A 24,091-nucleotide genomic window follows, 5' to 3' on the forward strand; every position below is an offset into this window, starting at 1 on the left:
TAGGTGGCGGGGGTGGCGATGGCGACCAGCGGCAGCACCACGTCGCACTTGCGGATGTTGTACTCGATCCACTCGCGGTTGATGGTGATGTCGCCCTCGAAGAAGTGCATGCGCGGGTGGTCGACGAGGTCGCCCAGGCGGTCCGTGTTCATGTCCATGCCGTAGACCTCCCACGGCGTGGTTTCCAGGATGCGGCGCGTCAGGTGGTGGCCGATAAAGCCGTTGACGCCGAGGATGAGTACTTTCTTGACTGGCATGCGTTAAGGAATGGCAGGGGAGTCGGAAACAAGCCGGCGCGCCTCGCGCCCGGCCAGGGGAAAGTTGGACACTGCGACGCGGCGCCAGTCGCGTGCGACGACATGCATGGGGACGCGCGCGCTCAGCTCGGCAAACGCTTGCGGCGACAGCAGCGCGACGGCGCGCGGCCCATGCTGCCAGGCGTCGGCGAAGGCAGCGACGGTCGGCACCCACTTCCGCGGCTCCTGCGCGGCGCCGAAGGCGAGTTCGTCAGCCTGCGCCACCATGGTGAGCGGATGGCGCAGGTAGAACGGCAGCGTATGGTCGAGCATGCCGACGCCGTACAGCGGCATGCCGGGCCGCAGCACGCGCGCGATCGGCGCGACCAGGTCGATGCCCGAAGCCGCACGGCCGATGGCTTCGTGCCCGAGCAGCGCGATGGAAAATGCCAGCAGCATGCCGAAGGCATAGCCCGTGACACTGGCCATGCGGCCCCGGCGCCGCAGCAGCCACAGCGCCGCGGCGGCGCTTGCCAGCACCAGCGCGCATGCCAGCGCTGCCCAGATTGCATAGTTGCGGTACAGCGCGTTGGGGGTGTTGTTGGCATCCAGCTTGGCCACCAGCGGGCTTGCCAGCAATCCAATGGCGCCGAGCAGCAGCATGGCGCGCAATTGCCGGCTCCAGGTCCGCTCGCAGCTCTGCGTCAGCGCCACGCCGCCAAGGATGCCGAGCGCAGGGAACATCGGCACGATATAGCCCGGCAGTTTCGAACCCGACAGACTGAAGAACACGAAGATCGACAGCGCCCATATCGCCGCCATCAGCGCGGGCTGGAACGGCAGGGCAATGCCGGCTGCATGCGCCACCCCGGCGCGCTGCGTCACCGCGCGCACCATGCCCGGCAGCAAGCCCAGCCATGGCAGGAATCCGCCCGCCAGCAGCGGCACGAAATACCACGGCGCGCCGGTGCGCGCGTGCACGGTCGAGGTATAGCGCTGCCAGTGCTCATGGATGAAGAAGAAACGCAGGAATTCCGGGTTGCGTTGCGCCACCAGCCAGTACCACGGCACCGCCACCAGCAGCATCAGCGCGATCCCGGCGGGCGCATGCAGGCGCCGCCACAGGGACAGGTCGCGCGTCACGCCGGTGTAGAGCACCAGCACCAGCCCGGGCAGCGCTACGCCGACCAGCCCCTTGGTCAGCACCGCCACGCCCATTGCCGCCCAGCACGCCAGCATCCAGCGGCGGCGCGCGGCGGGCGTCGCCGCCGGATGCTGCGCCAGCAGCAGGGTGGCCAGCACGCACGCCATGGCGCCGGACAGCGTCATGTCGAGCGTGTTGAAATGCGCCGCGATGTTCCACATCGGCGCGCTGGCCAGCACCAGCCCGGCCATCAGCCCGGCGCGGGCGCCGAACCAGCGTGCGGCCGCCAGCATCGATACCCCCAGCCCCGCTGCGCCCGCCAGCGCCACGCACAGCCGCGCCTGCCAGTCGCCGATGCCGAACAGGGCGTACGACAGCGCCGTCATCCACATGTGGAACGGCGGTTTCTCAAAGTACTTCAGGCCGTCGTAGCGGATCGTGACCCAGTCGCCGCTGCCCAGCATCTCGCGCGCGATCTCGGCATAGCGGCCTTCATCGGGACCGAGCAGGTGGCGCATGCCGAGCGTGCCGAACCATAGCAGCGCAAAGGCCAGCACTACCAGCGCCGGTGCCAGCGCCGGCATGCCGTCCACGCGCAAGGCAGCCCTGGCGGCGATAGGCCCGGGCTCGGCGGCAAGGCGATCGGAATGCTGGGGCATGCGGGGTGGCTCGGAATGGGCGGAAAATCGGGCGCGGGCAAGCGCGGGCAGGCCGGCGCGAGCGGAGCATGTCCACGCCGGCGCGGTGCGCCGCGTTGTACGGACAGTGCCGGAAACGTGTGCGGAGCATAATTTGCGAACCTTAACGGCACATTAAGCGGCCGCGCCTTTTGTCCCAGCAGCTGCCGTGATACCTCCAGGCCACTCCAGAGCATGAGACTCCTTATCGTTGAAGACGACCCGATGCTGGGCGACGGCCTGCGCCGCGGCCTGCAGCTGCTCGACTACGCAGTTGACTGGTTCCGCAACGGCACCGATGCCGACCACGCGCTCGCGCTCGCCCACTACGATGCCGTGGTGCTGGACCTGGGCCTGCCCGGCGATGACGGCATGACCCTGCTGGCACGCTGGCGCGCGCGCGGCAGCCGCATCCCGGTGATCGTCCTGACCGCGCGCGATGCCGTCGACAGCCGCATCGGCGGGCTCGATGCCGGTGCCGACGACTACCTGGTCAAGCCGGTCGCGCTCGACGAGCTGGCGGCGCGGCTGCGCGCGGTCACGCGCCGTGCGGCGGGCATGTCCGCGCCGGTGTGGCAGCACGGCGCGCTGAGCTTCCACCCGGCCGCGCGCCAGGCGTACTGGCAGGGCAAGCCGGTCGAGCTGACCAGCCGCGAAGCCATGCTGCTGGAGCTGCTGCTGGCCCATCCCAACCGTCTGCTGACGCGCGAGGTGCTGCGCGACAAGCTCTATGACTGGCAGGGCGGCATCGAGAGCAATGCGCTCGAGGTCCATATCCACCACCTGCGCCGCAAGATCCATCCGAAGATCGTGCGCACCTTCCGCGGCGCCGGCTACACGCTGGGCGCGGCCGAGGACTGCGCATGACGTTGCAGCGCAGGCTGGTGCTGGCGGTGCTGGTGGCCGCGCCGGTGGTATGGCTGCTGACACTCGGCATGACTTATGTGCGGGCGCGGCACGAGATCAACGAGCTCTATGACACCGACATGGTGCGCATGGCGCTGCAGATGCAGTCGGTGGTGCCGCTGGTCGACATCGGCGCCGGCATGTCGCGCGCGCGCGTGCCGCGGCTCGACCAGGGCGACCTGGGCGACGCCGGCCTGGGCGACCTGGCCATCGCCGCGTGGCTGCCCGACGGCAAGCCGCTGCATATCGATCCCGACGGCGACAAGCTGCCGCGCGCCGAGGGCGTCAAGGGCTTTACCGACGTCACGCTCGAGCGGCAGCGCTGGCGGCTCTATTACCTCGACGATCCCGATACCGGCTGGCGCGTGTGCGTGGGCCAGCAGCTGGGCGAGCGCAATGAGCTGATTCTGTCCTACATCGCCGCGCAGGTGCTGCCGTGGGCGGTGGGCCTGCCGCTGCTGATCGGCCTGCTGATCGGCTTCATGCGACGCGCGATGGCGCCGGTGCGCACGCTGTCCGCGGATATCGAGGCGCGCGCCGCGGACGATCGCCGTCCGCTCGGGCTCGATGCCGTGCCCGGCGAACTGGTGCCGCTGGTGCATGCGATGAACCGGCTGCTGGCGCGCGTTTCCGATTCGATCGAGCATGAGCGGCGCCTGACCGCCGATGCCGCGCACGAGATGCGCACGCCGCTGGCCGCGCTCAAGGCACAGTGGGAAATCGCCGAACGCTCGCCCGATCGCGACGAACGCGCGCTGGCGCAGGCCAATGTCGCGGCCGGCATCGACCGCATCGGCCGGCTGGTGTCGCAGCTGCTGACGCTGAGCCGGCTCGAAGACGCCGCCGGGCTGCCGTCGCGCCAGCCGGTCAACTGGGTGACGGTGGCACAGCAGGCGCTGTCCGATTGCCTGGCGCTGGCGCAGCAGAAGCAGGTCGACGTGGAACTGGCCTGGCCGCCGCAAGGCCAGTCGCCGTTGCCCGTCGCGGGCGACCCCGCGCTGCTGTCGCTGCTGCTGCGCAACCTGCTCGACAACGCCATCCGCTACAGCCCGCCGGGCGCGCTGGTGCGGGTCGAGTTCCGGCCCGACAGCGTCACCGTGCGCGACCAGGGCCCCGGGGTCGCGCCGGAGCTGCTGGCGCGCCTCGGCGACCGCTTCTTCCGCGGCGCCGGGCAGCGCGAGCAGGGCCACGGCCTGGGCATTTCCATCGCGCGTCGGGTGGCGCGGCTGCATGGGCTGGAGATGGCGTTTGCCAACCGCGTGGACCAGGCTCAGGGTGGAGCCGGCACCGGCACAGGCCTGGCCGTGCGCATCGTCCACGGCGGCTGAAAAGACAACGCCCCGCACGGCTTCCCGTGCGGGGCGTCGTGGCCGAAGCAGGCGCGCTCAGCGCTTGAGCTTGGCGAAGGCGGCGGCCATGGCGCCGGCCGGCTCCGGCTCGCGGCGGCCGCCGCCGAAGCCCTTGCCGCCGCCATTGCGCTGGCCGCCACGGTCGCCGCCACCGGCGCGCGCCGCGGCCTGGCCGGGCTCGTCGTCCAGCCGCATCGACAGGCCGATGCGGTTGCGCTTGACGTCGACCTCCATCACCTTGACCTTGACGATCTGGCCGGCCTTGACCACTTCATGCGCGTCCTTGACGAACTTGTTCGACAGCGCCGAGATATGGACCAGGCCGTCCTGGTGCACGCCGATATCGACAAACGCGCCGAACGCGGCCACGTTGGTGACCACGCCTTCGAGCACCATGCCGGGCTGCAGGTCCTTGACGTCCTCGACGCCTTCCTGGAAGGTCGCGGTCTTGAATTCCGGGCGCGGGTCGCGGCCCGGCTTTTCCAGTTCGGACAGGATGTCGCGCACGGTGGGCAGGCCGAACGCATCGTCGGTGAACTTTTCCGGCGACAGGCCGCGCAGCGCCTCGCGGTTGCCCATCACATCGCGCAGGCCCTTCTTGACGTGGTCCAGGATGCGTTGCACCACCGGATACGCTTCCGGGTGCACCGACGAGCGGTCGAGCGGATTGTCGCCGTCGTTGATGCGCAGGAAGCCCGCGGCCTGCTCGAAGGTCTTGTCGCCCAGGCGCGGCACCTGCTTCAGCGCATTGCGGTTGGCGAAGGCGCCGTTGGCGTCGCGGAACTCGACGATATTGCGCGCCAGCACCGAATTCAGGCCCGACACGCGCGCCAGCAGCGGCGCCGAGGCGGTATTGACGTCGACGCCGACGGCGTTGACGCAGTCCTCGACCACCGCGTCCAGCGCGCGCGCCAGCTCACGCTGGTTGACGTCGTGCTGGTACTGGCCCACGCCGATCGACTTGGGATCGATCTTGACCAGCTCGGCCAGCGGGTCCTGCAGCCGGCGCGCGATCGACACCGCCCCGCGCAGCGACACATCCAGGTCCGGGAATTCCTTGGCGGCCAGCTCCGACGCCGAATAGACCGAGGCGCCGGCCTCGCTGACCACGATCTTGGTCAGCCTGAGCTCGGGCATCTGCTTCATCAGGTCCTGCACCAGCTTGTCGGTCTCGCGGCTGGCGGTGCCATTGCCGATCGAGACCAGCGCCACGCCGTGCTGCCTTGCCAGGCGCGCCAGCACGGCCAGCGAGCCGTTCCAGTCGCGGCGCGGCTCGTGCGGATAGATGGTGGCGGTTTCCAGCAGCTTGCCGGTGCTGTCGACCACCGCTACCTTGCAGCCGGTGCGGATGCCCGGGTCGATCCCCATCACCGACTTGGGGCCGGCCGGCGCCGCCAGCAGCAGCTCGTGCAGGTTGCGGCCGAACACCTTGATGGCCTCGCTCTCGGCGGTCTCGCGCAGCTGCGTCAGCAGCTCGGTCTCCAGGTGCGGCTGCACCTTGACGCGCCAGCACCAGCGGCACACGTCGCCCAGCCACTTGTCGGCGGGGCGGCCCAGCTGCTGGATGCCGACATGGCGCGCGATCATGCCTTCGCACGGATGCGGCACCAGCGCGTCCTGCTCTTCGCCCAGCCCCAGCTTGACCATCAGCACGCCGGCATTGCGGCCGCGGAACAGCGCCAGCGCGCGATGCGACGGCACCGTGCGAATGGTTTCGCTGTAAGCGTAGTAGTCGCGGAACTTCTCTTCCTCGGCGGTTTCCTTGCCTTCCATCACGGTCGACGCGACCACGCCGTTGTTCCACAGGTGCTCGCGCAGTTTGCCCAGCAGTTCGGCGGTTTCGCCGAACTGCTCCGACAGGATGTCGCGCGCGCCGTCGAGCGCGGCCTTGACGTCGGGCACGCCGCCGTCGGCGGTGGGGTTGCCGTTGACGTACTTCGCCGCCTCGGTCTGCGGGTCGAGCGTGGGATCGGCCAGCAAGGCCAGCGCCAGCGGTTCCAGCCCGCATTCGCGCGCGATCTGGGCGCGCGTGCGGCGCTTGGGCTTGTAAGGCAGGTAGAGGTCTTCCAGCGCCTGCTTGGTTTGCGCGGCTTCGATCGCGGCCTGCAGCTCGGGCGTGAGCTTGCCTTGTTCCTCGATCGACGCCAGGATCGCGGCACGGCGGTCTTCCATGTCGCGCAGGTACAGCAGGCGCTCTTCCAGGTTGCGCAGCTGCGTATCGTCGAGGTTGCCGGTGACCTCCTTGCGGTAGCGGGCGATGAAGGGGACGGTGGCGCCTTCATCGAGCAGCGCCACGGCCGCGGCCACCTGGCGGGGCTGCACGGACAGTTCGGCCGCGATGAGCGAAACGATCTTTTGCGAGACGGATGCGGGCAGGTTGGACATCGTGGAACGCAGCGTGAGACGCAGTCAGTCGAAAGCGGGGCATTTTGCCACAAGCGCGCTGGCCTCCGGCGGGGCCGGCGCCGTGGCTCCGGCGGGAGGCGTTGCCCGCACCTGCGCAGGGGCCGGCGGGCAGGCCGCGCTCCGGCCCGGATGCTAGAATCCGGACATGATCGTCAAGCCCCGCCCGGCCGCCGCCAAGGCCACCCTCCCGGCCATGCCATCCTTCGCCAACGTGCCCGATTTCATCCTGATCCGCCGCGGTGCCCTGGCCGCCGTGGCCGTGGCGGCCTGTGCCGCGCTGATGCCGCTGCGCGCGGCGCAGGCGCAGGCATCGGCGCCCGCCGCCAGCGCCGCACCCGCCGCCGCGCGTGACTTTGCCGCCGAGCGCAAGGCCATCGGGGACTCGCGCGCCTGGACCAACTACCGTTTTGCCGCCGCCGAGCGCGAGTGCTACAGCAAGTTCTTCGTCACCCGCTGCATCGACAACGCCAAGGAAATCCAGCGCGAGGAGCTGCAGGTGCTGCGCAAGCGCGAGCTGGAAGTGGGCGAGGCCGAGCGCGCCCACCGCGCCGCCGAGCGCGACCGCGAGCAGGCCCTGCGCCGTGCCGAGTTCGAGGCCAGCCAGCCGCAGCGCGCCGCCAGCGAGCAGTCCAGCCGCGAGGCCTACGAGAAAAAACAGCAGGAACAGCAGCTGCGCGACGCGCAGCGACAGGCCGACGCCCCGCAGCGTGCCGCCAACGCCCAGGCCTATGAAAAGAAGCAGTCCGACTTCGATGCCCGCATGCGCGAGGCGCAGCAGAAGGGCGCGGAACAGGCCCGCCAGCGCCAGGAGAACGTGAAGGCGTACGAAGACAAGCAGCGCGACCTCGAGCAGCGCCAGAAGGCGCTGGAAGAGCGGCGCGCCAAGGCCCGGGAGCAGCAACAGGGCGGCCCGGCGTCGGCGCCGCGCCCGTTCGGCTTCTGAGCCGGGTGATGGCAGCGGAGGCATGGATGGACAGCAACCTGAATACCCTCGAACGGCGCATCATGGAGTTGCAGATCGAGCACCGCGATCTCGACTTCCTGATCGACCGGCTGGCCGACGATGCGGTCCATGACGAATTGCAGCTGCGCCGGCTGAAGAAGCGCCGGCTCAAGCTGAAGGACGCCATCACGCTGCTGCAGCTTCAGCTCGAACCCGACGTGCCGGCCTGAGCGCCGTCGCGCCCCGGGCGCGGCGATGCCGGCAAGCGCCGCCGGTTTGCCGCAGCCCATACAACATTCCCCACCTTGTCCGATCTTCCCGATTCCCGCCAGTTGTCCCTGGACAGCGACCCGAGCGCCCCGAGCGACCCCAGCGAGGCCGCGGCGCCTGCCCACGCCATGCAGGCAGATGCCGCTGCCAGCCGCGGCGCCGAGCTTGCCACCATCTTTGCCGATACCGGCACGCTGGCCCAGGCCATTCCCGGCTACCGCCCGCGTGCCTCGCAGCACAAGATGGCCGAGGCCGTCGCCGGCGCGATCGCGCAGAACGACGCCGTCATCGTCGAGGCCGGCACCGGCACCGGCAAGACCTACGCTTACCTGGTGCCCGCGATGCTGTGGGGCGGCAAGGTGATCCTGTCCACCGGCACCAAGAACCTGCAGGACCAGCTGTTCCTGCGCGACATTCCGACCGTGCGCCACGCGCTCAACGTGCCGGTCTCGGTGGCGCTGCTCAAGGGGCGCGCCAACTACGTCTGCCACTACCACCTGGAGCGCGCGCAGGCCGGCGGGCGCCTGGCCTCGCGCCAGGATGCGGCGTGGCTGCGCGAGATCGGGCGCTTTATCAAGGAAACCGCCACCGGCGACAAGGCGGAACTGGCGTCGGTGCCGGAGAACGCCCCGGTGTGGCAGATGGTGACCTCCACGCGCGACAACTGCCTCGGTTCGGAATGCCCGTATTACAAGGACTGCTTCGTGATGCGCGCGCGCAAGGAAGCGCAGCAGGCCGACGTGGTGGTGGTCAACCACCACCTGTTCTTCGCCGATGTGGTGCTGCGCGACACCGGCATGGCCGAGCTGCTGCCCGCCGCCAACACCGTGATCTTCGACGAAGCGCATCAGTTGCCCGAGACCGCGACGCTGTTCTTCGGCGAGACCCTGTCGACCAGCCAGCTGCTGGAGATCGCGCGCGACACCGTGGCCGAGGGCCTGTCGCATGCGCGCGATGCGGTCGACTGGGTGGCGCTGGGCGCGCCGCTGGAACGCGCCGCGCGCGACCTGCGCCTGGCCTTCGGCAAGGACAACGCGCGCCTGGCACTGGGCCAGATCGAAGCCGACCGCCGCATCGCCGAACCCTTCAACGAGACCCTCGATGCGCTGGACGCGGCGCTGTCGGACTTCGTCGGGATGCTTGAAAGCCAGGCCGAGCGCGCCGAATCGCTGCAGCAATGCCATCGCCGCGCGCTCGAGCTGGCAAACAAGCTGGCCGCCTGGCGCACCGATGCCGCGGCCGCGCCGGCACCGCAGCCAACCGACGGCGAGGAGCAGGGCGAGGCCGCGCCGTCCGCAGGCCCGGAAACGGTGCGCTGGGTCGAGGTGTTTTCGCATACCGTGCAGCTGCACCGCACGCCGCTGTCGATCGCGCCGATCTTCACGCGGCAGCGCGGCGGCCAGCCGCGCGCGTGGGTCTTCACCTCGGCGACGCTGTCGGTGAAGGGCAATTTCACCCATTACGCCGCGCAGCTGGGGCTCGACAAGGACCGCTCGCTGACGCTGCCGAGCCCGTTCGATTACGCCAAACAGGGCCTGCTGTACGTGCCGCGCGACATGCCCGCGCCGCAGTCGCCGCAGTTCACCGATGCGGTGGTGCAGGCCGCGCTGCCGCTGATCGAGGCGGCCGGCGGGCGCACCTTCCTGCTGTGCACCACGCTGCGCGCGGTGCAGCGCGCCTCGGACCTGCTCTACGATGCCTTTGCCGAACGCGGCCTGAACCTGCCACTGCTGGTGCAGGGCCAGGCCAGCCGCACCGAACTGCTGGACCGCTTCCGCGAGCTGGGCAATGCGGTGCTGGTGGGCAGCCAGAGCTTCTGGGAAGGCGTGGACGTGCGCGGCGAGGCGCTGTCGCTGGTGATCATCGACAAGCTGCCGTTCGCGCCGCCCGACGATCCGGTGCTGGCCGCGCGCATGGAAGTGCTGCAGAAGAAGGGCTTGAGCCCGTTTGCCGTGCACCAGCTGCCGCATGCGGTGATCACGCTCAAGCAGGGGGCGGGGCGGCTGATCCGCTCCGAGTCGGATCGCGGCGTGCTGGCGATCTTCGATACGCGCTTGGTCGAGAAGCCCTACGGGCGCCAGATCTGGCAGAGCCTGCCGCCGTTCACGCGCACGCGCGAGGCGGAAACGGTGGTGCGCTTCCTCGAGTCGCTGCGCGGTGCGCCCGCCGGGCAGCAGGTCGAGCCCGGCGCCGGGGATGCGGCCGCCGACTGATCGCGACGGATCGCGACGGATCGCGGCAAAAGAAAAACGGGACGGTCATCCGACACGTCCCGTTTTTTATTGCTGCCGGCGCGGCGGCGTCAGAACACTTCCCACCAGGACTTGTCCTTGCGGCGCGCGCCGTACTTGATGAAGTCGCTCTCCGGGAAGTTCTTCTCCATCACGCGCGCGGTGTCGTCGCGTAGGTCTTTCATGCCCATCGCGTCGTACGAGCGGATCATGATGTACAGCGCCTCTTCGTTGGCCGGCGCGCCGTCGTAGTCCTTCAGCGACTGCTGGGCGCGGTTGACCGCGGCGAGGTAGGCGCCGCGCCGGAAGTAGTAGCGCGCGGCATGCACTTCATGCTGGGCCAGCGAGTTGACGATGTACTGCATGCGCAGCGTGGCGTCAGGCGTGTACTTGCTTTCCGGGTAGCGCGTGATCAGCGTATGGAAGGCATCGTAGGCGGCGCGCGCCGCCTTGGGGTCGCGCTCGCTCAGGTCCTGGCCCGAGAAGCGGCCCAGCCAGCCGAGGTTGTCGTTGAAGTTGATCAGCCCCTTCAGGTAGTAGGCGTAATCGATGGTGGGGTGGTTCGGGTGCAGCTGGATGAAGCGGTCCACCGCCGCCAGCGCGGCCGCGGTCTCGCCGTCCTTGTAGTTGGCGTAGGCGGTGTCGATCTGCGCCTGCTGCGCATAGCGCCCGAACGGATAGCGGCCCTCGAGCTTTTCATACAGCTTGACGGCGCGGGTGTAGTCGCCGCCATCGAGGGCATCCTTGGCTTCCGAATATAATTTGTTGGCCGACCAGCCGGCGGTCTCGTCGGGCTGGTCCGCGAGCAGGCCGCATGCCGACAGCATGACGCAGCCGCCTGCGAGCAGAACCGCTCCAATTGTCGTGCGCCAGCGCGCGCGTTTCATGCTCTGCAATTGCATGGGCAATCGTATCCCGGATGAAGAAAAATAGCGTCAAGCATTATAGCCCAAGCCCCCAGCCCAACCCGGAAGCCGGAGATGGCGTGGGAGGACTGCCACCCGAACGGGTGCGCGCCGCCGCGGTGGTGGCCGATTTCGAGGCCAGCGAGGAAGAATTCGACGATGCCGCCGGCGCGCCCAGCGGCGCCGCCGAAGCGGCCGACGCGGCCATGACCCTGTCGCTGGAGGTGGACAGTGCCTCGCATGGCGAGCGTCTCGACAAATTGCTGGCGCGTCACTTCAGCGAGTTTTCGCGCAGCCGCCTGCAGCAATGGATCGAGAGCGGCGCGGTGCGTGTCGACGGCCAGGTGCGCCGTCCGCGCGACGCGGTGCAGATGGGCAACCGGATCGAGGTGCAGCCGCAGGCCGCGCCGGAATCGTCGGCCTTTGCGCCCGAAGACGTGCCGCTCGACGTGGTCTACGAGGACGACACCCTGCTGGTGATCAACAAGCCCGCCGGGCTGGTGGTGCATCCCGCCGCCGGCAACTGGAGCGGCACCGTGCTCAATGGCCTGCTGCATCGCGACCCCGGCGCCGCGTCGCTGCCGCGCGCGGGCATCGTGCACCGGCTCGACAAGGAGACCTCGGGGCTGATGGTGGTGGCGCGCTCGCTGACGGCGCAGACCGACCTGGTGCGGCAGCTGCAGGCGCGCACGGTCAAGCGCACCTATATCGCGCTGGTCTGGGGTCGCACCTATGATGAGGGCACCATCGACGCGCCCATCGGCCGCGACCCGCGCGAGCGCACCCGCATGGCGATCGTGCAGACCGCCAGCGGCAAGCCGTCGCGCACGCATTTCCGCACGCTGGCGACGGTGCCGCTGGGGCGGAGCTTCGTGTCGATGGTGATGTGCAAGCTCGAGACCGGCCGCACCCACCAGATCCGCGTGCATTTCGAATCGATCGGGCATCCGCTGGTGGGCGACCCGGTCTATTTCCGCGCCACCCAGCGTGGCCAGCGTCCCGCGATCCGCGTGCCGCTGCCGGTGCCCTACGAGCGCCAGGCGCTGCATGCGTACAAGCTCGGCCTGGTGCATCCGGCGACCGGCAAGCACATGTCGTGGACCGCGCAGCCGCCCGAGGACCTGCAGGCGCTGATCGATGCACTCGACTTCGAGAGCGCGCAGGCCGACGACGAAGACGAGGCCTGGGACGAAGTGTGGGAAGGCGGCGAGGCCCACTGGGAATACGCCGGCGACGATGACGATGACGACAGTGACGGCGATGAGCGCGACGCCTGATCCCGCCTGGCTGGTGCCGGACTGGCCGGCGCCGGCGCGCGTGCGCGCATTGTCGACCACGCGCCAGGGCGGGGTCAGCCACGGGCCGTACGGGCTGGCCGGCGGCATGCCCGGCGGCCTGAACCTGGGTACCCACGTTGGCGACGATCCGGCCCACGTCGCGCGCAACCGCGCCCGGCTGGCCGCGTGCCTGCCATCGATGCCGCAATGGCTGGAACAGGTGCACGGCTGCGCGGTCGCGACGGTCGACCATGTGGCCGCAGCGGGCGATCCCGTGCCGCAGGCCGATGCGAGCCTGGCGCTCACGCCGGGCCATGTCTGCGCCGTGATGACGGCCGACTGCCTGCCGGTGCTGCTGTGCGATGCGCAGGGGACGGTGGTGGGGGCCGCGCATGCGGGCTGGCGCGGCCTGTGCCATGGCGTGATCGAGGCCACGCTGGCGCGGATGCAGGCGGCCGCCGGCGGCGCGGCCACGCGCTGGCTGGCATGGCTGGGTCCGGCGATCGGTGCCGACGCCTTCGAGGTCGGCGCCGAGGTGCGCGAGGCCTTTCTCGCGCAGGCACGCCCGGGCGAACAGACCGCGGTGGCCGCGGCGTTCCGCGCCGGGGCCCCTGGCAAGTACCTTGCCGACATCTATGCGCTGGCGCGAACGCGCCTGGCCCGCGCAGGCTGCGTCGACATCCACGGCGGCGATGCCTGCACCGTTGCCGATGCCGAGCGTTTCTACTCCTACCGGCGCGACGGCGTGACCGGCCGCATGGCCAGCCTGGTCTGGCTGGCCGACTGAGCGCGGCGCCGCCTTAGTCGTCCGCGCGCTTCGCTGCCTCGCTCGCCGGGGCGCCTTTCTCCGCCGCGCGTTCGGCCTCGGCCTTGCGCCGGCGCCGGCCGGGCGTGCCCATGATGTAGAGCACCAGCGCGACCGGCGCGACCCCATACATCAGGAAGGTGGCGACCCCCGCCACCACGTTGTGCTCGGTGATCGCCATCATCAGCGCCACGTAGAGCCAGCCAATGGCCACGATGTACATCAGAATTTCATCCTTCTCGACTATGCTCGATGGCCTCGGCAGGTGCGTGTGCTGCATTACCGTCCGGTAGGTCGGGCAGCGCGCGGCGCCGGGGCGGATTTCCGCATTGACAGCGCGCGCGTTGCAAGGCAACAATGGCCTCGAATGTCTCGGAATCGCTGACGATTCCCAGGTTTTTCCGGCAAGCATAACGCATGGCGCTGGCAACCCAGGAGCCGCGCCCGCCGGATAAAAGGGAGCCGCTATCGGAATGGATGCAAGCCCTGGCCGCAGGTTTGTGCGACCCGGGGTTCCAGGCCAGTTCCAGGGCAGATGTGCCGGCTGACCCTCCCGCTGCGGGGAGGGCCGCAGCCGGGTCCATTCGGATAGCATCTCCCCATGCAGAGCGCCGGCCAGGGCAATGCCCGGAGCCGGTTCGAATAGTGACGGCAGAGAGACAAAACTGATCATGGCGACCGGCAAAGGTGCGGCAGCTTCCACGCAGGAAGGCAAGTCCCAACCACCCAAGTTCACGCCGGGGCCATTCGATCCAGCCACCTGGCTGGAATGGTCCCGCCAGTGGCAGGGCAATGAAGGCAACGGCCACGCGGCCGCATCCGGCATGATGGCCGGCATCCCGGGCCTCGATTCGCTGGCAGGCGTGAAGATCGCGCCGGCACAGCTGGCCGACATCCAGCAGCGCTACATGAAGGACTTCGCCGCGCTGTGGCAGGCGCTGGCCGAGGGCAAGCCCGACGGCACCGGCCCGCTGCACGACCGGCGCTTTGCCGGCGACGCGTGGCGCAACAACGTGCCGTACCGTTACGCCGCCGCTTTCTACCTGCTCAACGCCCGCGCCCTGACCGAACTCGCCGATGCCGTCGAGGCCGATGCCAAGACGCGCCAGCGCATCCGCTTTGCGATCTCGCAGTGGGTCGACGCGATGTCGCCCGCCAACTTCCTTGCCACCAATCCCGAAGCGCAGCGCCTGCTGATCGAATCGGGCGGCGAATCGCTGCGCGCCGGCGTGCGCAACATGATGGAAGACCTGACGCGGGGCAAGATCTCGCAGACCGACGAGACCGCGTTCGAAGTGGGCCGCAATGTCGCGGTGACCGAAGGCGCGGTGGTCTACGAGAACGAATACTTCCAGCTGCTGCAGTACAAGCCGCTCACCGCCAAGGTTCATGCGCGCCCGCTGCTGCTGGTGCCGCCTTGCATCAACAAGTACTACATCCTTGACCTGCAGCCCGAAAGTTCGCTGGTGCGGTATTCGGTGGAGCAGGGCCATACGGTGTTTCTGGTGTCGTGGCGCAATCCCGATGCCAGCATGGCGTCGCGCACCTGGGACGACTACATCGAGCACGCCGCCATCCGCGCCATCGAAGTCGCGCGCGACATCAGCGGCGAAGACCAGATCAACGTGCTGGGCTTCTGTGTCGGCGGCACCATCATTTCCACCGCGCTCGCGGTGCTGGCCGCGCGTGGCGAGCATCCGGCGGCGAGCCTGACGCTGCTGACCACGCTGCTGGACTTTGCCGACACCGGCATCCTCGACGTCTTCGTCGACGAGGGCCACGTGCAGTTGCGCGAAGCCACGCTGGGCGGCGGTGCCGGCGCGCCGTGCGCGCTGCTGCGCGGGCTGGAACTGGCCAACACGTTCTCGTTCCTGCGTCCGAACGACCTGGTGTGGAACTACGTGGTCGACAACTACCTGAAGGGCAATACCCCGGTGCCGTTCGACCTGCTGTTCTGGAATGGCGACGCGACCAACCTGCCGGGGCCGTGGTACTGCTGGTACCTGCGCCACACCTACCTGCAGAACGAACTGAAGGTGCCCGGCAAGCTGACCGTATGCGACGCGCCGGTGGACCTGGGCAGCATCGACGTGCCGACCTACCTCTACGGCTCGCGCGAGGACCATATCGTGCCGTGGACCGCGGCCTATGCCTCGACCGCGCTGCTGAAGAACAAGCTGCGCTTCGTGCTGGGCGCGTCCGGCCATATCGCCGGCGTGATCAATCCGCCGGTAAAGAAGAAGCGCAGCCACTGGACCAACGACGCCTTGCCGGCGTCGCCGCAGCAATGGCTGGCCGGCGCCACCGAGCATCCCGGCAGCTGGTGGCCGGACTGGTCGGCATGGCTGGCCAGCCATGCCGGCGCCAAGCGCGCCGCGCCTGCGGAGTACGGCAACGCGCGCTATCCTGCGATCGAACCCGCGCCTGGGCGATACGTCAAAGCCAAGGCTTGATGCCCGCAACCCCGCCGGCGTGCGCCCAGCGCGGGCGCCGGCGGGCTGCGGGTCCCCGTTTCCATTGAGAGGACTACACCATGACTGACGTTGTCATCGTATCCGCGGCCCGTACCGCGGTTGGCAAATTTGGCGGCTCGCTGGCGAAGATCCCGGCGCCGGAACTGGGTGCCGTGGTGATCAAGGCCGCGCTTGAGCGTGCCGGCATCCAGCCGGAGCAGGTCAGCGAAGTGATCATGGGCCAGGTGCTGACCGCCGGCTCGGGCCAGAACCCGGCGCGCCAGGCTTCCATCAAGGCCGGCCTGCCGGCGATGGTGCCGGCCATGACCATCAACAAGGTGTGCGGCTCGGGCCTGAAGGCAGTGATGATGGCCGCCAACGCCATCATGGCGGGCGACGCCGAGATCGTGGTCGCCGGCGGCCAGGAGAACATGAGCGCCGCCCCGCACGTGCTGCCGGGCTCGCGCGACGGCTTCCGCATGGGCGACGCCAAGCTGGTCGACACCATGATCGTCGACGGCCTGTGGGACGTGTACAACCAGTACCACATGGGCATCACCGCCGAGAACGTGGCCAAGGAATACGGCATCACGCGCGAAGCGCAGGATGAATTCGCGGTGGGCTCGCAGAACAAGGCCGAAGCCGCGCAGAAGGCCGGCAAGTTCGACGAAGAGATCGTGCCGGTGCTGATCCCGCAGCGCAAGGGCGATCCGGTGGCGTTCAAGACCGACGAGTTCGTGCGCCACGGCGCCACGCTCGACAGCATGTCCGGCCTCAAGCCGGCCTTCGACAAGGCCGGCTCCGTGACCGCGGCCAACGCTTCGGGCCTGAACGACGGCGCCGCCGCGGTGGTGGTGATGTCGGCCGCCAAGGCCAAGGAACTGGGCCTGACCCCGCTCGCCACCATCAAGAGCTACGCCAACGCCGGCGTGGACCCGAAGGTGATGGGCATGGGCCCGGTGCCGGCGTCCAAGCGCGCGCTGTCGCGCGCCGGCTGGACTCCGCAGGACCTGGACCTGATGGAAATCAACGAGGCTTTCGCCGCGCAGGCGCTGGCGGTGCACCAGCAGATGGGCTGGGATACCTCCAAGGTCAACGTCAACGGTGGCGCCATCGCCATCGGCCACCCGATCGGCGCGTCGGGCTGCCGTATCCTGGTGACGCTGCTGCACGAAATGAAGCGCCGCGATGCCAGGAAGGGCCTGGCGTCGCTGTGCATCGGCGGCGGCATGGGCGTGGCGCTGGCGGTCGAGCGCAATTAAGAAGGGGTGCGCCGGGCGCGCGCATGGCGCGGCCCGGCGGCAAATAACGAAAAGCCAATCAAGGAGTGGACATGACTCAGCGCATTGCGTATGTGACCGGCGGCATGGGTGGTATCGGGACCGCCATCTGCCAGCGGCTGGCCAGGGATGGCTTTCGCGTGGTGGCCGGCTGCGGCCCCAACTCGCCGCGCCGTGAAAAGTGGCTGGAGCAGCAGAAGGCCCTGGGCTTCGACTTCGTCGCCTCCGAAGGCAACGTGGCGGACTGGGATTCGACCAAGGCGGCCTTCGACAAGGTCAAGGCCGAGGTCGGCGAAGTCGATGTGCTGATCAACAATGCCGGCATCACGCGCGACGTGGTGTTCCGCAAGATGACCCGCGCCGACTGGGATGCGGTGATCGACACCAACCTGACCTCGCTGTTCAACGTCACCAAGCAGGTGATCGACGGCATGGCCGACCGCGGCTGGGGCCGCATCGTCAATATCTCGTCGGTAAACGGGCAGAAGGGCCAGTTCGGCCAGACCAACTACTCCACCGCCAAGGCCGGCCTGCACGGCTTCACCATGGCGCTGGCGCAGGAAGTGGCGACCAAGGGCGTGACGGTGAACACGGTGTCGCCGGGCTATATCGCCACCGACATGGTCAAGGCCATCCGCCAGGACGTGCTCGACAAGATCGTCGGCACGATCCCGGTGAAGCGCCTGGGCGAGCCGGAAGAGATCGCATCGATCTGCGCCTGGCTGGCGTCCGAGGAGTCCGGCTTCTCGACCGGCGCCGACTTCTCGCTCAACGGCGGCCTGCACATGGGCTGACCCGGCGCTCAGCCAGCCGCGCCGGCGGGCCGCGTTTTGCGGTGCAGCCAGCGCGGCGCACAAGGCGGCGGGCGCAGGATTTCGCCGTCGGTTTCGCGGGCCGTGATGGCCCGCGAATCATTTCCAGGCATGCGGCATTGGCTCCGCGGCGCGCCCGTTTACCGGGTTTTCCTTAAGTCCAGTCGCTTTTCTTAGTGCTTTGTTGGGCATAGAATCAGGGCAGCGGCGCAGCCAGCACCATAGTCGTGCAGCATGGCCCTCGCGGGGGCGAGACGGCGGGCCGCGGCGCGCAGCCATGCGCGAACAGCCGCAAGACGGCCGGCACGATAACAGCAGATGGCGCGGGCGGTACCGATTTGCGCACTGCACCCCATGCGGTGCAGCAGCGCGCAATCAGCGACGACACAAGGACAGAGCACCGATGGCCACGACCAAAAAAGGCGCAGAGCGACTGATCAAAAAGTATCCCAATCGCAGGCTCTACGATACCCAGACCAGCACCTACATCACCCTGGCCGACGTCAAGCAGCTGGTGATGGATTCCGAGGAATTCAAGGTCGTCGACGCAAAGTCCGGTGACGAACTGACGCGCAGCATTCTGCTGCAGATCATCCTGGAAGAAGAGACCGGCGGCGTGCCGATGTTCTCCAGCGCGATGCTGTCGCAGATCATCCGCTTCTACGGCCATGCCATGCAGGGCATGATGGGCACCTACCTGGAAAAGAACATCCAGGCCTTCATCGACATCCAGAACAAGCTGGCCGAGAACTCCAAGGGCCTTTACTCCGGTGAAGCGTTCAGCCCCGACATGTGGTCGCAGTTCATGAACATGCAGGGCCCGATGATGCAGGGCATGATGAGCAACTACATCGAGCAGAGCAAGAACCTGTTCGTGCAGATGCAGGAGCAGATGCAGAACCAGGCCAAGAACATGTTCGGCACGTTCCCGTTCAACCAGCCGGACAAGAAGTAGCAACAAGCCGCGGCGGGCGGTCGCCCGCCGCATCCGCACCATGTGCCGGCGTTCAGCCGGCGCTCGCATGCAGGCGAATGCCCAGCGCCCGCATCACCTTCCAGATCGTCCCGAACTCCGGATTGCCTTCGCCAGACAGCGAACGGTAAAGGCTTTCGCGCGACAGGCCGGTTTCGCGGGCCAGCCGCGTCATGCCGCGGGCGCGTGCGACCACGCCGAGCGCGTAAGCAATGAAACGATCGTCGTCCCCGGCTTCGGCCAGGCAGGCGTCCAGGTAGGCGGCGATTTCCGTTTCGTTGCGCAGTTGTGCGGCCGAGTCCCAAGGGCGGGTAGGTTCTTTCATGACTCACTCCAGGTCAAGGTTCGCCGCGAGGTGGCGTGCCCGGTCGATATCAGCGTGCTGGGTGGACTTGTTGCCGCCGCAGAGAAGCACGACAAGAATTTCGCCGCGTCGCTGAAAATAGATGCGGTAGCCGGGACCATGATCCACCCGCATTTCACAGATGCCACCGCCAAGGGCTTTCACATCGCCTGGATTTCCGTTCAGCATGCGGTCGATTCGGACCTGGATGCGAATCCTGGCGGCGTTGTCGCGCAAGGCGGAGTACCAGCGATCAAAAAGTATGGGTTGTGCGTATGCTGAGCGTACCACACCGTAGCCCGTAGGCTACAACCCTGAAATCACCGATTCCCGAAAAACCGCCTAATCCCAAAGCAGGTAGAATGCGCGCTTTGCCCCGTCCGGGGCCTCTGTATCGCATCTTTCAGCGGCGGCTCAGTTTGGGACTCGCCTTGTTTGCGCGGCGTCCCATGTCCAACGTTCTCCAATCCTCCTGTCCGGCGCCGGTGCCCGCGGCGCGGTGCTTGCCATGAGCCGGCTGTTCCTGGCCCCGATGGAAGGGCTTGCCGATTATGTGCTGCGCGATGTGCTGACCGATGCCGGCGGCTACGACGGCTGCGTGTCGGAATTCGTGCGGGTGACGGGGTCGCTGCTGCCGGCGCGGGTCTATGAGCGCGACACGCCCGAGATCCTGTCCGGCGGCTACACCCGCAGCGGCACGCCGATGGTGATCCAGCTGCTCGGCAGCGATCCCGGGTGGCTGGCGCGCAATGCCGCCTATGCCGCAACCCTGTCGCCGCATGGCATCGACCTGAACTTCGGCTGCCCCGCCAAGGTCGTCAACCGGCATGGCGGCGGCGCGATGCTGCTGACCAATCCGGCGCTGCTGAACCGGATCGTGGCGTCGGTGCGCGCCGCGGTACCGGCCAATATTCCGGTGACTGCCAAGATGCGGCTGGGTGTCTCGGATACCGCGCTGGCCATCGATTGCGCCACCGCGCTGGCGGAAGGCGGCGCGGCCTCGCTGGTGGTGCATGCCCGCACGCGCGACCACGGCTACCGGCCGCCGGCCCACTGGGACTGGATCGCGCGCATTGCGGCGGCCGTGGACATCCCCGTGATTGCCAACGGCGAGGTCTGGACCGTCGCGGACTGGGCGCGCTGCCGCGAAGCCAGCGGTTGCGCCGACGTCATGATCGGGCGCGGCGCGGTCTCGGACCCGTTCCTGGCCTTGCGCATTCGCGGGCTGATGCCCGGCACGCCGTCGGACGAAGAATGGCCGCTGGTGCTGGGCCAGATCGCGGCCTACCTGAACAAGCTGCATGCCCGCATCGCCTCTTGCCACGAGCACGGACGCGTCAAGCTTTGGCTCAGCTATCTCAAGCGGACCTGGCCGCAGGCGGGCGAACTGCATGCGGCGATCCGGCGCATGCAGGACTCGCTGCAGATCGCGCAGGTCCTGCAAGGCCTGCAAAGCGCGAAGTGACGTCGGCCTGACCGCGGGCCGATGCAGCATGTCGTGCGTCAGGCGCCGGCAAATTCCGGCAAACGGTTAAAATGCGCGATTGCCTGTTTCGCGCCTGGCGGCCTTGTCTCAGTGACCGACGGTCCGGCCGCCGCGCCTTGCCCCACATTCGGATTCCAAAGTGAAAAACCCCTCAGAAGCAACGATCCAGAAAGACCATAGTCCGCGTGTGGGATTCGTTTCCCTTGGCTGCCCGAAAGCGCTGGTCGACTCGGAGCAGATCATTACCCAGCTGCGCGCCGAGGGCTATGCCATCAGCGGCACCTATGACGGCGCCGACCTGGTCGTGGTCAACACCTGCGGCTTTATCGACGAAGCGGTGCAGGAAAGCCTGGACGCGATCGGCGAAGCGCTGACCGAGAACGGCAAGGTCATTGTCACCGGCTGCCTGGGCGCGAAAAAGGATGCCGCTGGCCACGACATCGTGTCGTCGGTGCATCCCAAGGTGCTGGCCGTGACCGGCCCGCACGCGCTGGGCGAGGTGATGCAGGCGGTGCACACGCACCTGCCCAAGCCGCACGACCCGTTCACCGACCTGGTGCCGGCCGCCGGCATCAAGCTCACGCCCAAGCACTACGCCTACCTGAAGATTTCCGAAGGCTGCAACCACCGCTGCTCGTTCTGCATCATCCCGTCGATGCGCGGCGACCTGGTCTCGCGCCCGGTGGCCGAGGTCATGCTAGAGGCCGAGAACCTGTTCAAGGCCGGGGTCAAGGAACTGCTGGTGATCTCGCAGGACACCAGCGCCTACGGCGTCGACGTCAAATACCGCACCGGCTTCTGGAACGGCCGCCCGCTCAAGACCCGCATGACCGAGCTGGTCGCGGCGCTGGGCGAGCTGGCCGCGCAGTACGGCGCCTGGGTGCGCCTGCATTACGTGTACCCCTACCCGCACGTCGACGAGATCATCCCGCTGATGAACAACGGCCACGTGCTGCCGTACCTGGACGTGCCGCTGCAGCACGCCCACCCGGACGTGCTCAAGCGCATGAAGCGCCCGGCCAATGCAGAGAAGACCATGGACCGCATCCGCGCGTGGCGCGAGATCTGTCCGGAACTGACCATCCGCAGCACCTTTATCGCCGGCTTCCCGGGCGAAACCGAGGCCGAGTTCCAGACGCTGCTGGATTTCATTGCCGAGGCCGAGCTGGACCGCGTCGGCTGCTTCGCGTACTCGCCGGTGGAGGGCGCCACGGCCAACGACCTGCCGGGCGCGCTGCCCGACGAAGTGCGCGAGGAACGCCGCGCCCGTTTCATGGAGGTGGCCGAGGCGGTGTCCGCCCGCCGCCTGCAGCGCAAGGTCGGCCAGACCCTGCGCGTGCTGGTCGACGAGGTCAACCAGGACGGCGGCATCGGCCGTTCGTCGGCGGATGCGCCGGAAATCGACGGCCTGGTCTATATCGCGCCGCCGCAACGGACTTCGCAACGCTACCGCGCGGGCGAGTTCGTCGACGTGAAGATCACCGGCGCCGATGGCCACGACCTGTGGGGCGAGCTCTGAGCTAGTCCCGCCGGACGATGCAGGGCAGGGCGCCATTAGGTAAAAGTACGATCGTTCGCTTCGGCTGCGGCACCGCTATACTGTGCGGTGCAACATAACCCACATGGAGACAGTCATGACGCGTGAAGTCGTAGTAGTGAGCGGTGTCCGTACCGCGATCGGAACCTTTGGCGGCAGCCTGAAGGACGTGGCGCCGGCAGAGCTGGGCGCGCTGGTGGTGCGCGAGGCGCTGGCCCGCGCGCAGGTGTCGGGCGACGATGTCGGCCATGTGGTGTTCGGCAACGTGATCCAGACCGAGCCGCGCGACATGTACCTGGGCCGCGTCGCGGCCGTCAACGGGGGCGTTTCGATCAATGCCCCGGCGCTGACCGTCAACCGGCTGTGCGGCTCGGGCCTGCAGGCCATCGTCAGCGCCGCACAGACCATCCTGCTGGGCGATGCCGACATCGCCATCGGCGGCGGTGCCGAAAGCATGAGCCGCGCCCCGTACCTGGCCCCGGCGGCACGCTGGGGCGCGCGCATGGGCGATGCCGGCCTGGTCGACATGATGCTGGGTGCGCTGCACGACCCGTTCCACCGCATCCACATGGGCGTGACCGCCGAGAACGTCGCCAAGGAATACGACATCTCGCGCACGCAGCAGGACGAGGCCGCGCTGGAATCGCACCGCCGCGCGTCCGCCGCCATCAAGGCCGGCTATTTCAAGGACCAGATCGTCCCGGTGGTGAGCAAGGGCCGCAAGGGCGATGTGACGTTCGACACCGACGAGCACGTGCGCCATGACGCCACCATCGACGACATGACCAAGCTCAAGCCGGTCTTCGTCAAGGAAAACGGCACCGTCACCGCCGGCAATGCCTCGGGCCTGAACGACGCCGCCGCCGCGGTGGTGATGATGGAGCGTGCCGAGGCCGAGCGCCGCGGCCTGAAGCCGCTGGCGCGCCTGGTGTCGTACGGCCATGCCGGCGTCGACCCCAAGACCATGGGCATCGGCCCGGTGCCGGCGACCAAGATTGCGCTCGAGCGTGCCGGCCTGCAGGTGTCGGACCTGGACGTGATCGAAGCCAACGAGGCCTTTGCCGCGCAGGCCTGCGCGGTCAGCAAGGCGCTCGGCCTTGACCCGGCCAAGGTCAATCCGAACGGTTCGGGCATCTCGCTGGGCCACCCGATCGGCGCCACCGGCGCGCTGATCACGGTGAAGGCGCTGCATGAGCTGAACCGCGTGCAGGGCCGCTACGCACTGGTGACGATGTGCATCGGCGGCGGGCAGGGCATTGCCGCCATCTTCGAACGGATCTGAGGATTGCCTTGCGCGTGGCCCGGCTGACCCGACTTTGCACGACCCTTGGTGCCGCCGCCGTGCTCGCCCTGGCGGGCGCGGCGCAGGCTGCCCCGGCCACCGAGCTTTCGACCGGCCCGGTGAACGGCGCCGCTGGCGCTGAAGCGCTGGGCCTGAACCAGGCCATCCGCGACGGCGAGGCCCGCCGCGGTGCCAGCGGCGCGGCACTGTCGACCGGCCCCGCCAGGCCGCTGGCACCGCGGCCGGAGTACGCGTCGCTGCCGGTTTATGTCGGCAAGGTCGGCGACCAGCCGGTGCGCCTGCGCCTGGGCCCCAAGCCCGACGAACGCGACAGCGTGCGCGGCGAGTACAGCGGCCGTGGCGCCGGCGTGCGGCTACTGGCGGGCGAGTGGGAGGACGGCGCCTTCCTGATGGAGGAGTCCGACGACGGCACCCGGGTGTCCGGCAACTGGGAAGGCACCATCGACGCCAGCGGCGCCGTGCGCGGCACCTGGACCGATGCCTTCAACCCGGCCATCGTGCTCCCATTCTTCATCCGCCCGCTCGGCATGCTGGTGATTCCACCGTTCGACATGACGCCCAACAGCGGCGTCACCTACGCGCCGCCGCCGCCGAAATCGTCGATTTCGGGCTGGTAAGACCCTGGTAAGCCTTTTCCGGCGCCACGCGCTGAAGCATCCCGGTGGCGCGGGCGGCATTTGCTGGTAAGCTCGGAGGCTCATCGCGTCTCATGCCTGACCGTGCCGCACGCCACGTTCGGCGGCCGGCCGGCAGCC

21 protein-coding genes and 1 pseudogene are annotated in these 24,091 nt (G+C 68.5%); 15 read left to right on the forward strand and 7 right to left on the reverse strand.

Annotated elements, in window-relative coordinates; genetic code table 11:
* Both GA0116996_RS25265 and GA0116996_RS25270 read right to left on the reverse strand, forming a co-directional pair.
* The coding region (locus GA0116996_RS25265) for an NAD-dependent epimerase/dehydratase family protein (RefSeq protein ID WP_141693767.1) at positions 1-257 on the reverse strand (257 nt) is incomplete at its 3' end.
* Between the two features lie 3 nt (positions 258-260).
* The gene (locus GA0116996_RS25270) at positions 261-2,039 is read right to left on the reverse strand and encodes a glycosyltransferase family 39 protein (RefSeq protein WP_092317166.1); all 1,779 of its coding nucleotides are present in this window, start codon (positions 2,037-2,039) and stop codon (positions 261-263) included.
* A 213-nt stretch (positions 2,040-2,252) separates the two neighbouring features.
* Here GA0116996_RS25270 and GA0116996_RS25275 point away from each other — a divergent pair, with 213 nt between their 5' ends.
* Entirely contained in the window at positions 2,253-2,924 is a 672-nt protein-coding gene (locus GA0116996_RS25275; protein WP_092317169.1) for a response regulator, read from the forward strand.
* Positions 2,921-4,291 (forward strand): ATP-binding protein, encoded by a 1,371-nt coding sequence (locus GA0116996_RS25280; RefSeq protein WP_092317171.1) that lies wholly within the window; start codon positions 2,921-2,923, stop codon positions 4,289-4,291. The genes GA0116996_RS25275 and GA0116996_RS25280 overlap by 4 nt, the downstream gene beginning before the upstream one ends.
* Positions 4,292-4,348: 57 nt before the next feature.
* Here the strand turns inward: GA0116996_RS25280 and GA0116996_RS25285 are convergent, their stop codons facing one another.
* Positions 4,349-6,697 (reverse strand): Tex family protein, encoded by a 2,349-nt coding sequence (locus tag GA0116996_RS25285; protein ID WP_092317174.1) that lies wholly within the window; start codon positions 6,695-6,697, stop codon positions 4,349-4,351.
* A gap of 166 nt (positions 6,698-6,863) precedes the next feature.
* On the opposite strand from GA0116996_RS25285, the gene GA0116996_RS25290 reads away from it, so the two are divergent.
* From GA0116996_RS25290 to yoaA, 3 genes are all read left to right on the forward strand, one after another.
* The gene (locus tag GA0116996_RS25290) at positions 6,864-7,661 is read left to right on the forward strand and encodes a hypothetical protein (protein WP_092317177.1); all 798 of its coding nucleotides are present in this window, start codon (positions 6,864-6,866) and stop codon (positions 7,659-7,661) included.
* Positions 7,662-7,687: 26 nt separating this feature from the next.
* Positions 7,688-7,891, forward strand: a complete 204-nt coding sequence (locus tag GA0116996_RS25295; RefSeq protein ID WP_092317180.1) for a DUF465 domain-containing protein — start codon at positions 7,688-7,690, stop codon at positions 7,889-7,891.
* Positions 7,892-7,966: 75 nt separating this feature from the next.
* On the forward strand, positions 7,967-10,144 hold the full coding sequence (gene yoaA, locus GA0116996_RS25300) for a DNA repair helicase YoaA (RefSeq protein WP_092317183.1): 2,178 nt from the start codon (positions 7,967-7,969) through the stop codon (positions 10,142-10,144).
* An 89-nt stretch (positions 10,145-10,233) separates the two neighbouring features.
* On the opposite strand, the gene GA0116996_RS25305 is transcribed toward yoaA, so the two are convergent.
* Positions 10,234-11,064, reverse strand: coding sequence for an outer membrane protein assembly factor BamD (locus tag GA0116996_RS25305; protein ID WP_082818907.1), 831 nt, complete (start codon positions 11,062-11,064; stop codon positions 10,234-10,236).
* A gap of 17 nt (positions 11,065-11,081) precedes the next feature.
* On the opposite strand from GA0116996_RS25305, the gene GA0116996_RS25310 reads away from it, so the two are divergent.
* Together GA0116996_RS25310 and pgeF are read left to right on the forward strand one after the other, a co-directional pair.
* Complete coding sequence (locus GA0116996_RS25310) at positions 11,082-12,344, forward strand: RluA family pseudouridine synthase (RefSeq protein WP_092317185.1); 1,263 nt, start codon at positions 11,082-11,084, stop codon at positions 12,342-12,344.
* Positions 12,328-13,131, forward strand: coding sequence for a peptidoglycan editing factor PgeF (pgeF, locus tag GA0116996_RS25315; RefSeq protein ID WP_092317187.1), 804 nt, complete (start codon positions 12,328-12,330; stop codon positions 13,129-13,131). Before GA0116996_RS25310 ends, pgeF begins: the two co-directional genes overlap by 17 nt.
* A 13-nt stretch (positions 13,132-13,144) precedes the next feature.
* Here the strand turns inward: pgeF and GA0116996_RS25320 are convergent, their stop codons facing one another.
* Positions 13,145-13,372, reverse strand: a complete 228-nt coding sequence (locus tag GA0116996_RS25320; RefSeq protein ID WP_092317190.1) for a hypothetical protein — start codon at positions 13,370-13,372, stop codon at positions 13,145-13,147.
* Between the two features lie 448 nt (positions 13,373-13,820).
* Between GA0116996_RS25320 and phaC the strand changes: the two genes are divergently transcribed.
* The 4 genes from phaC to phaR all read left to right on the forward strand — a co-directional run bounded on the left by phaC (position 13,821) and on the right by phaR (position 18,649).
* Positions 13,821-15,602 carry a class I poly(R)-hydroxyalkanoic acid synthase gene (phaC, locus tag GA0116996_RS25325; RefSeq protein ID WP_092317193.1) on the forward strand — a complete coding sequence of 594 codons (1,782 nt, stop codon included), beginning with the start codon at positions 13,821-13,823 and terminating at the stop codon, positions 15,600-15,602.
* A gap of 80 nt (positions 15,603-15,682) precedes the next feature.
* A complete protein-coding gene (locus GA0116996_RS25330; protein WP_092317196.1) occupies positions 15,683-16,864 on the forward strand; it encodes an acetyl-CoA C-acetyltransferase in 1,182 nt (393 codons plus the stop codon).
* Positions 16,865-16,935: 71 nt separating this feature from the next.
* A complete protein-coding gene (locus GA0116996_RS25335) occupies positions 16,936-17,676 on the forward strand; it encodes a 3-ketoacyl-ACP reductase (RefSeq protein WP_012352634.1) in 741 nt (246 codons plus the stop codon).
* A 421-nt stretch (positions 17,677-18,097) separates the two neighbouring features.
* Complete coding sequence (gene phaR, locus GA0116996_RS25340; protein ID WP_018004481.1) at positions 18,098-18,649, forward strand: polyhydroxyalkanoate synthesis repressor PhaR; 552 nt, start codon at positions 18,098-18,100, stop codon at positions 18,647-18,649.
* A gap of 52 nt (positions 18,650-18,701) precedes the next feature.
* Here the strand turns inward: phaR and GA0116996_RS25345 are convergent, their stop codons facing one another.
* Both GA0116996_RS25345 and GA0116996_RS25350 read right to left on the reverse strand, forming a co-directional pair.
* Complete coding sequence (locus tag GA0116996_RS25345; protein WP_012352636.1) at positions 18,702-18,992, reverse strand: addiction module antidote protein; 291 nt, start codon at positions 18,990-18,992, stop codon at positions 18,702-18,704.
* Between the two features lie 3 nt (positions 18,993-18,995).
* Positions 18,996-19,338: pseudogene (locus GA0116996_RS25350) on the reverse strand (type II toxin-antitoxin system RelE/ParE family toxin).
* A gap of 180 nt (positions 19,339-19,518) precedes the next feature.
* Between GA0116996_RS25350 and GA0116996_RS25355 the strand changes: the two are divergent.
* The 4 genes from GA0116996_RS25355 (at position 19,519) to GA0116996_RS25370 (ending at position 23,953) form a co-directional block, all read left to right on the forward strand.
* A complete protein-coding gene (locus tag GA0116996_RS25355; RefSeq protein WP_092317199.1) occupies positions 19,519-20,475 on the forward strand; it encodes a tRNA dihydrouridine synthase in 957 nt (318 codons plus the stop codon).
* 160 nt (positions 20,476-20,635) lie between these two features.
* Positions 20,636-22,015, forward strand: a complete 1,380-nt coding sequence (gene rimO / locus GA0116996_RS25360) for a 30S ribosomal protein S12 methylthiotransferase RimO (RefSeq protein ID WP_092317202.1) — start codon at positions 20,636-20,638, stop codon at positions 22,013-22,015.
* Positions 22,016-22,130: 115 nt separating this feature from the next.
* Complete coding sequence (bktB, locus tag GA0116996_RS25365) at positions 22,131-23,315, forward strand: beta-ketothiolase BktB (protein ID WP_092317205.1); 1,185 nt, start codon at positions 22,131-22,133, stop codon at positions 23,313-23,315.
* Positions 23,316-23,323: 8 nt separating this feature from the next.
* Positions 23,324-23,953 (forward strand): hypothetical protein, encoded by a 630-nt coding sequence (locus GA0116996_RS25370; RefSeq protein ID WP_092317208.1) that lies wholly within the window; start codon positions 23,324-23,326, stop codon positions 23,951-23,953.
* Positions 23,954-24,091 lie beyond the last annotated feature (138 nt).

The organism is Cupriavidus alkaliphilus (genome assembly GCF_900094595.1).
GTDB classification, from domain to species: Bacteria; Pseudomonadota; Gammaproteobacteria; order Burkholderiales; family Burkholderiaceae; genus Cupriavidus; species Cupriavidus alkaliphilus.

Coding starts and splice junctions, on each gene's coding strand:
- GA0116996_RS25345 (WP_012352636.1), bottom strand. CDS start 18,992: ATGAAAGAACCTACCCGCCCTTGGGACTCGGCCGCACAACTGCGCAAC.
- GA0116996_RS25310 (WP_092317185.1), top strand. CDS start 11,082: ATGAAGAAAAATAGCGTCAAGCATTATAGCCCAAGCCCCCAGCCCAAC.
- GA0116996_RS25280 (WP_092317171.1), top strand. CDS start 2,921: ATGACGTTGCAGCGCAGGCTGGTGCTGGCGGTGCTGGTGGCCGCGCCG.
- bktB (WP_092317205.1), top strand. CDS start 22,131: ATGACGCGTGAAGTCGTAGTAGTGAGCGGTGTCCGTACCGCGATCGGA.
- GA0116996_RS25275 (WP_092317169.1), top strand. CDS start 2,253: ATGAGACTCCTTATCGTTGAAGACGACCCGATGCTGGGCGACGGCCTG.
- GA0116996_RS25320 (WP_092317190.1), bottom strand. CDS start 13,372: ATGTACATCGTGGCCATTGGCTGGCTCTACGTGGCGCTGATGATGGCG.
- GA0116996_RS25335 (WP_012352634.1), top strand. CDS start 16,936: ATGACTCAGCGCATTGCGTATGTGACCGGCGGCATGGGTGGTATCGGG.
- GA0116996_RS25330 (WP_092317196.1), top strand. CDS start 15,683: ATGACTGACGTTGTCATCGTATCCGCGGCCCGTACCGCGGTTGGCAAA.
- GA0116996_RS25290 (WP_092317177.1), top strand. CDS start 6,864: ATGATCGTCAAGCCCCGCCCGGCCGCCGCCAAGGCCACCCTCCCGGCC.
- GA0116996_RS25285 (WP_092317174.1), bottom strand. CDS start 6,697: ATGTCCAACCTGCCCGCATCCGTCTCGCAAAAGATCGTTTCGCTCATC.
- GA0116996_RS25305 (WP_082818907.1), bottom strand. CDS start 11,064: ATGCAATTGCAGAGCATGAAACGCGCGCGCTGGCGCACGACAATTGGA.
- pgeF (WP_092317187.1), top strand. CDS start 12,328: ATGAGCGCGACGCCTGATCCCGCCTGGCTGGTGCCGGACTGGCCGGCG.
- GA0116996_RS25270 (WP_092317166.1), bottom strand. CDS start 2,039: ATGCCCCAGCATTCCGATCGCCTTGCCGCCGAGCCCGGGCCTATCGCC.
- phaC (WP_092317193.1), top strand. CDS start 13,821: ATGGCGACCGGCAAAGGTGCGGCAGCTTCCACGCAGGAAGGCAAGTCC.
- GA0116996_RS25295 (WP_092317180.1), top strand. CDS start 7,688: ATGGACAGCAACCTGAATACCCTCGAACGGCGCATCATGGAGTTGCAG.
- phaR (WP_018004481.1), top strand. CDS start 18,098: ATGGCCACGACCAAAAAAGGCGCAGAGCGACTGATCAAAAAGTATCCC.
- GA0116996_RS25355 (WP_092317199.1), top strand. CDS start 19,519: ATGAGCCGGCTGTTCCTGGCCCCGATGGAAGGGCTTGCCGATTATGTG.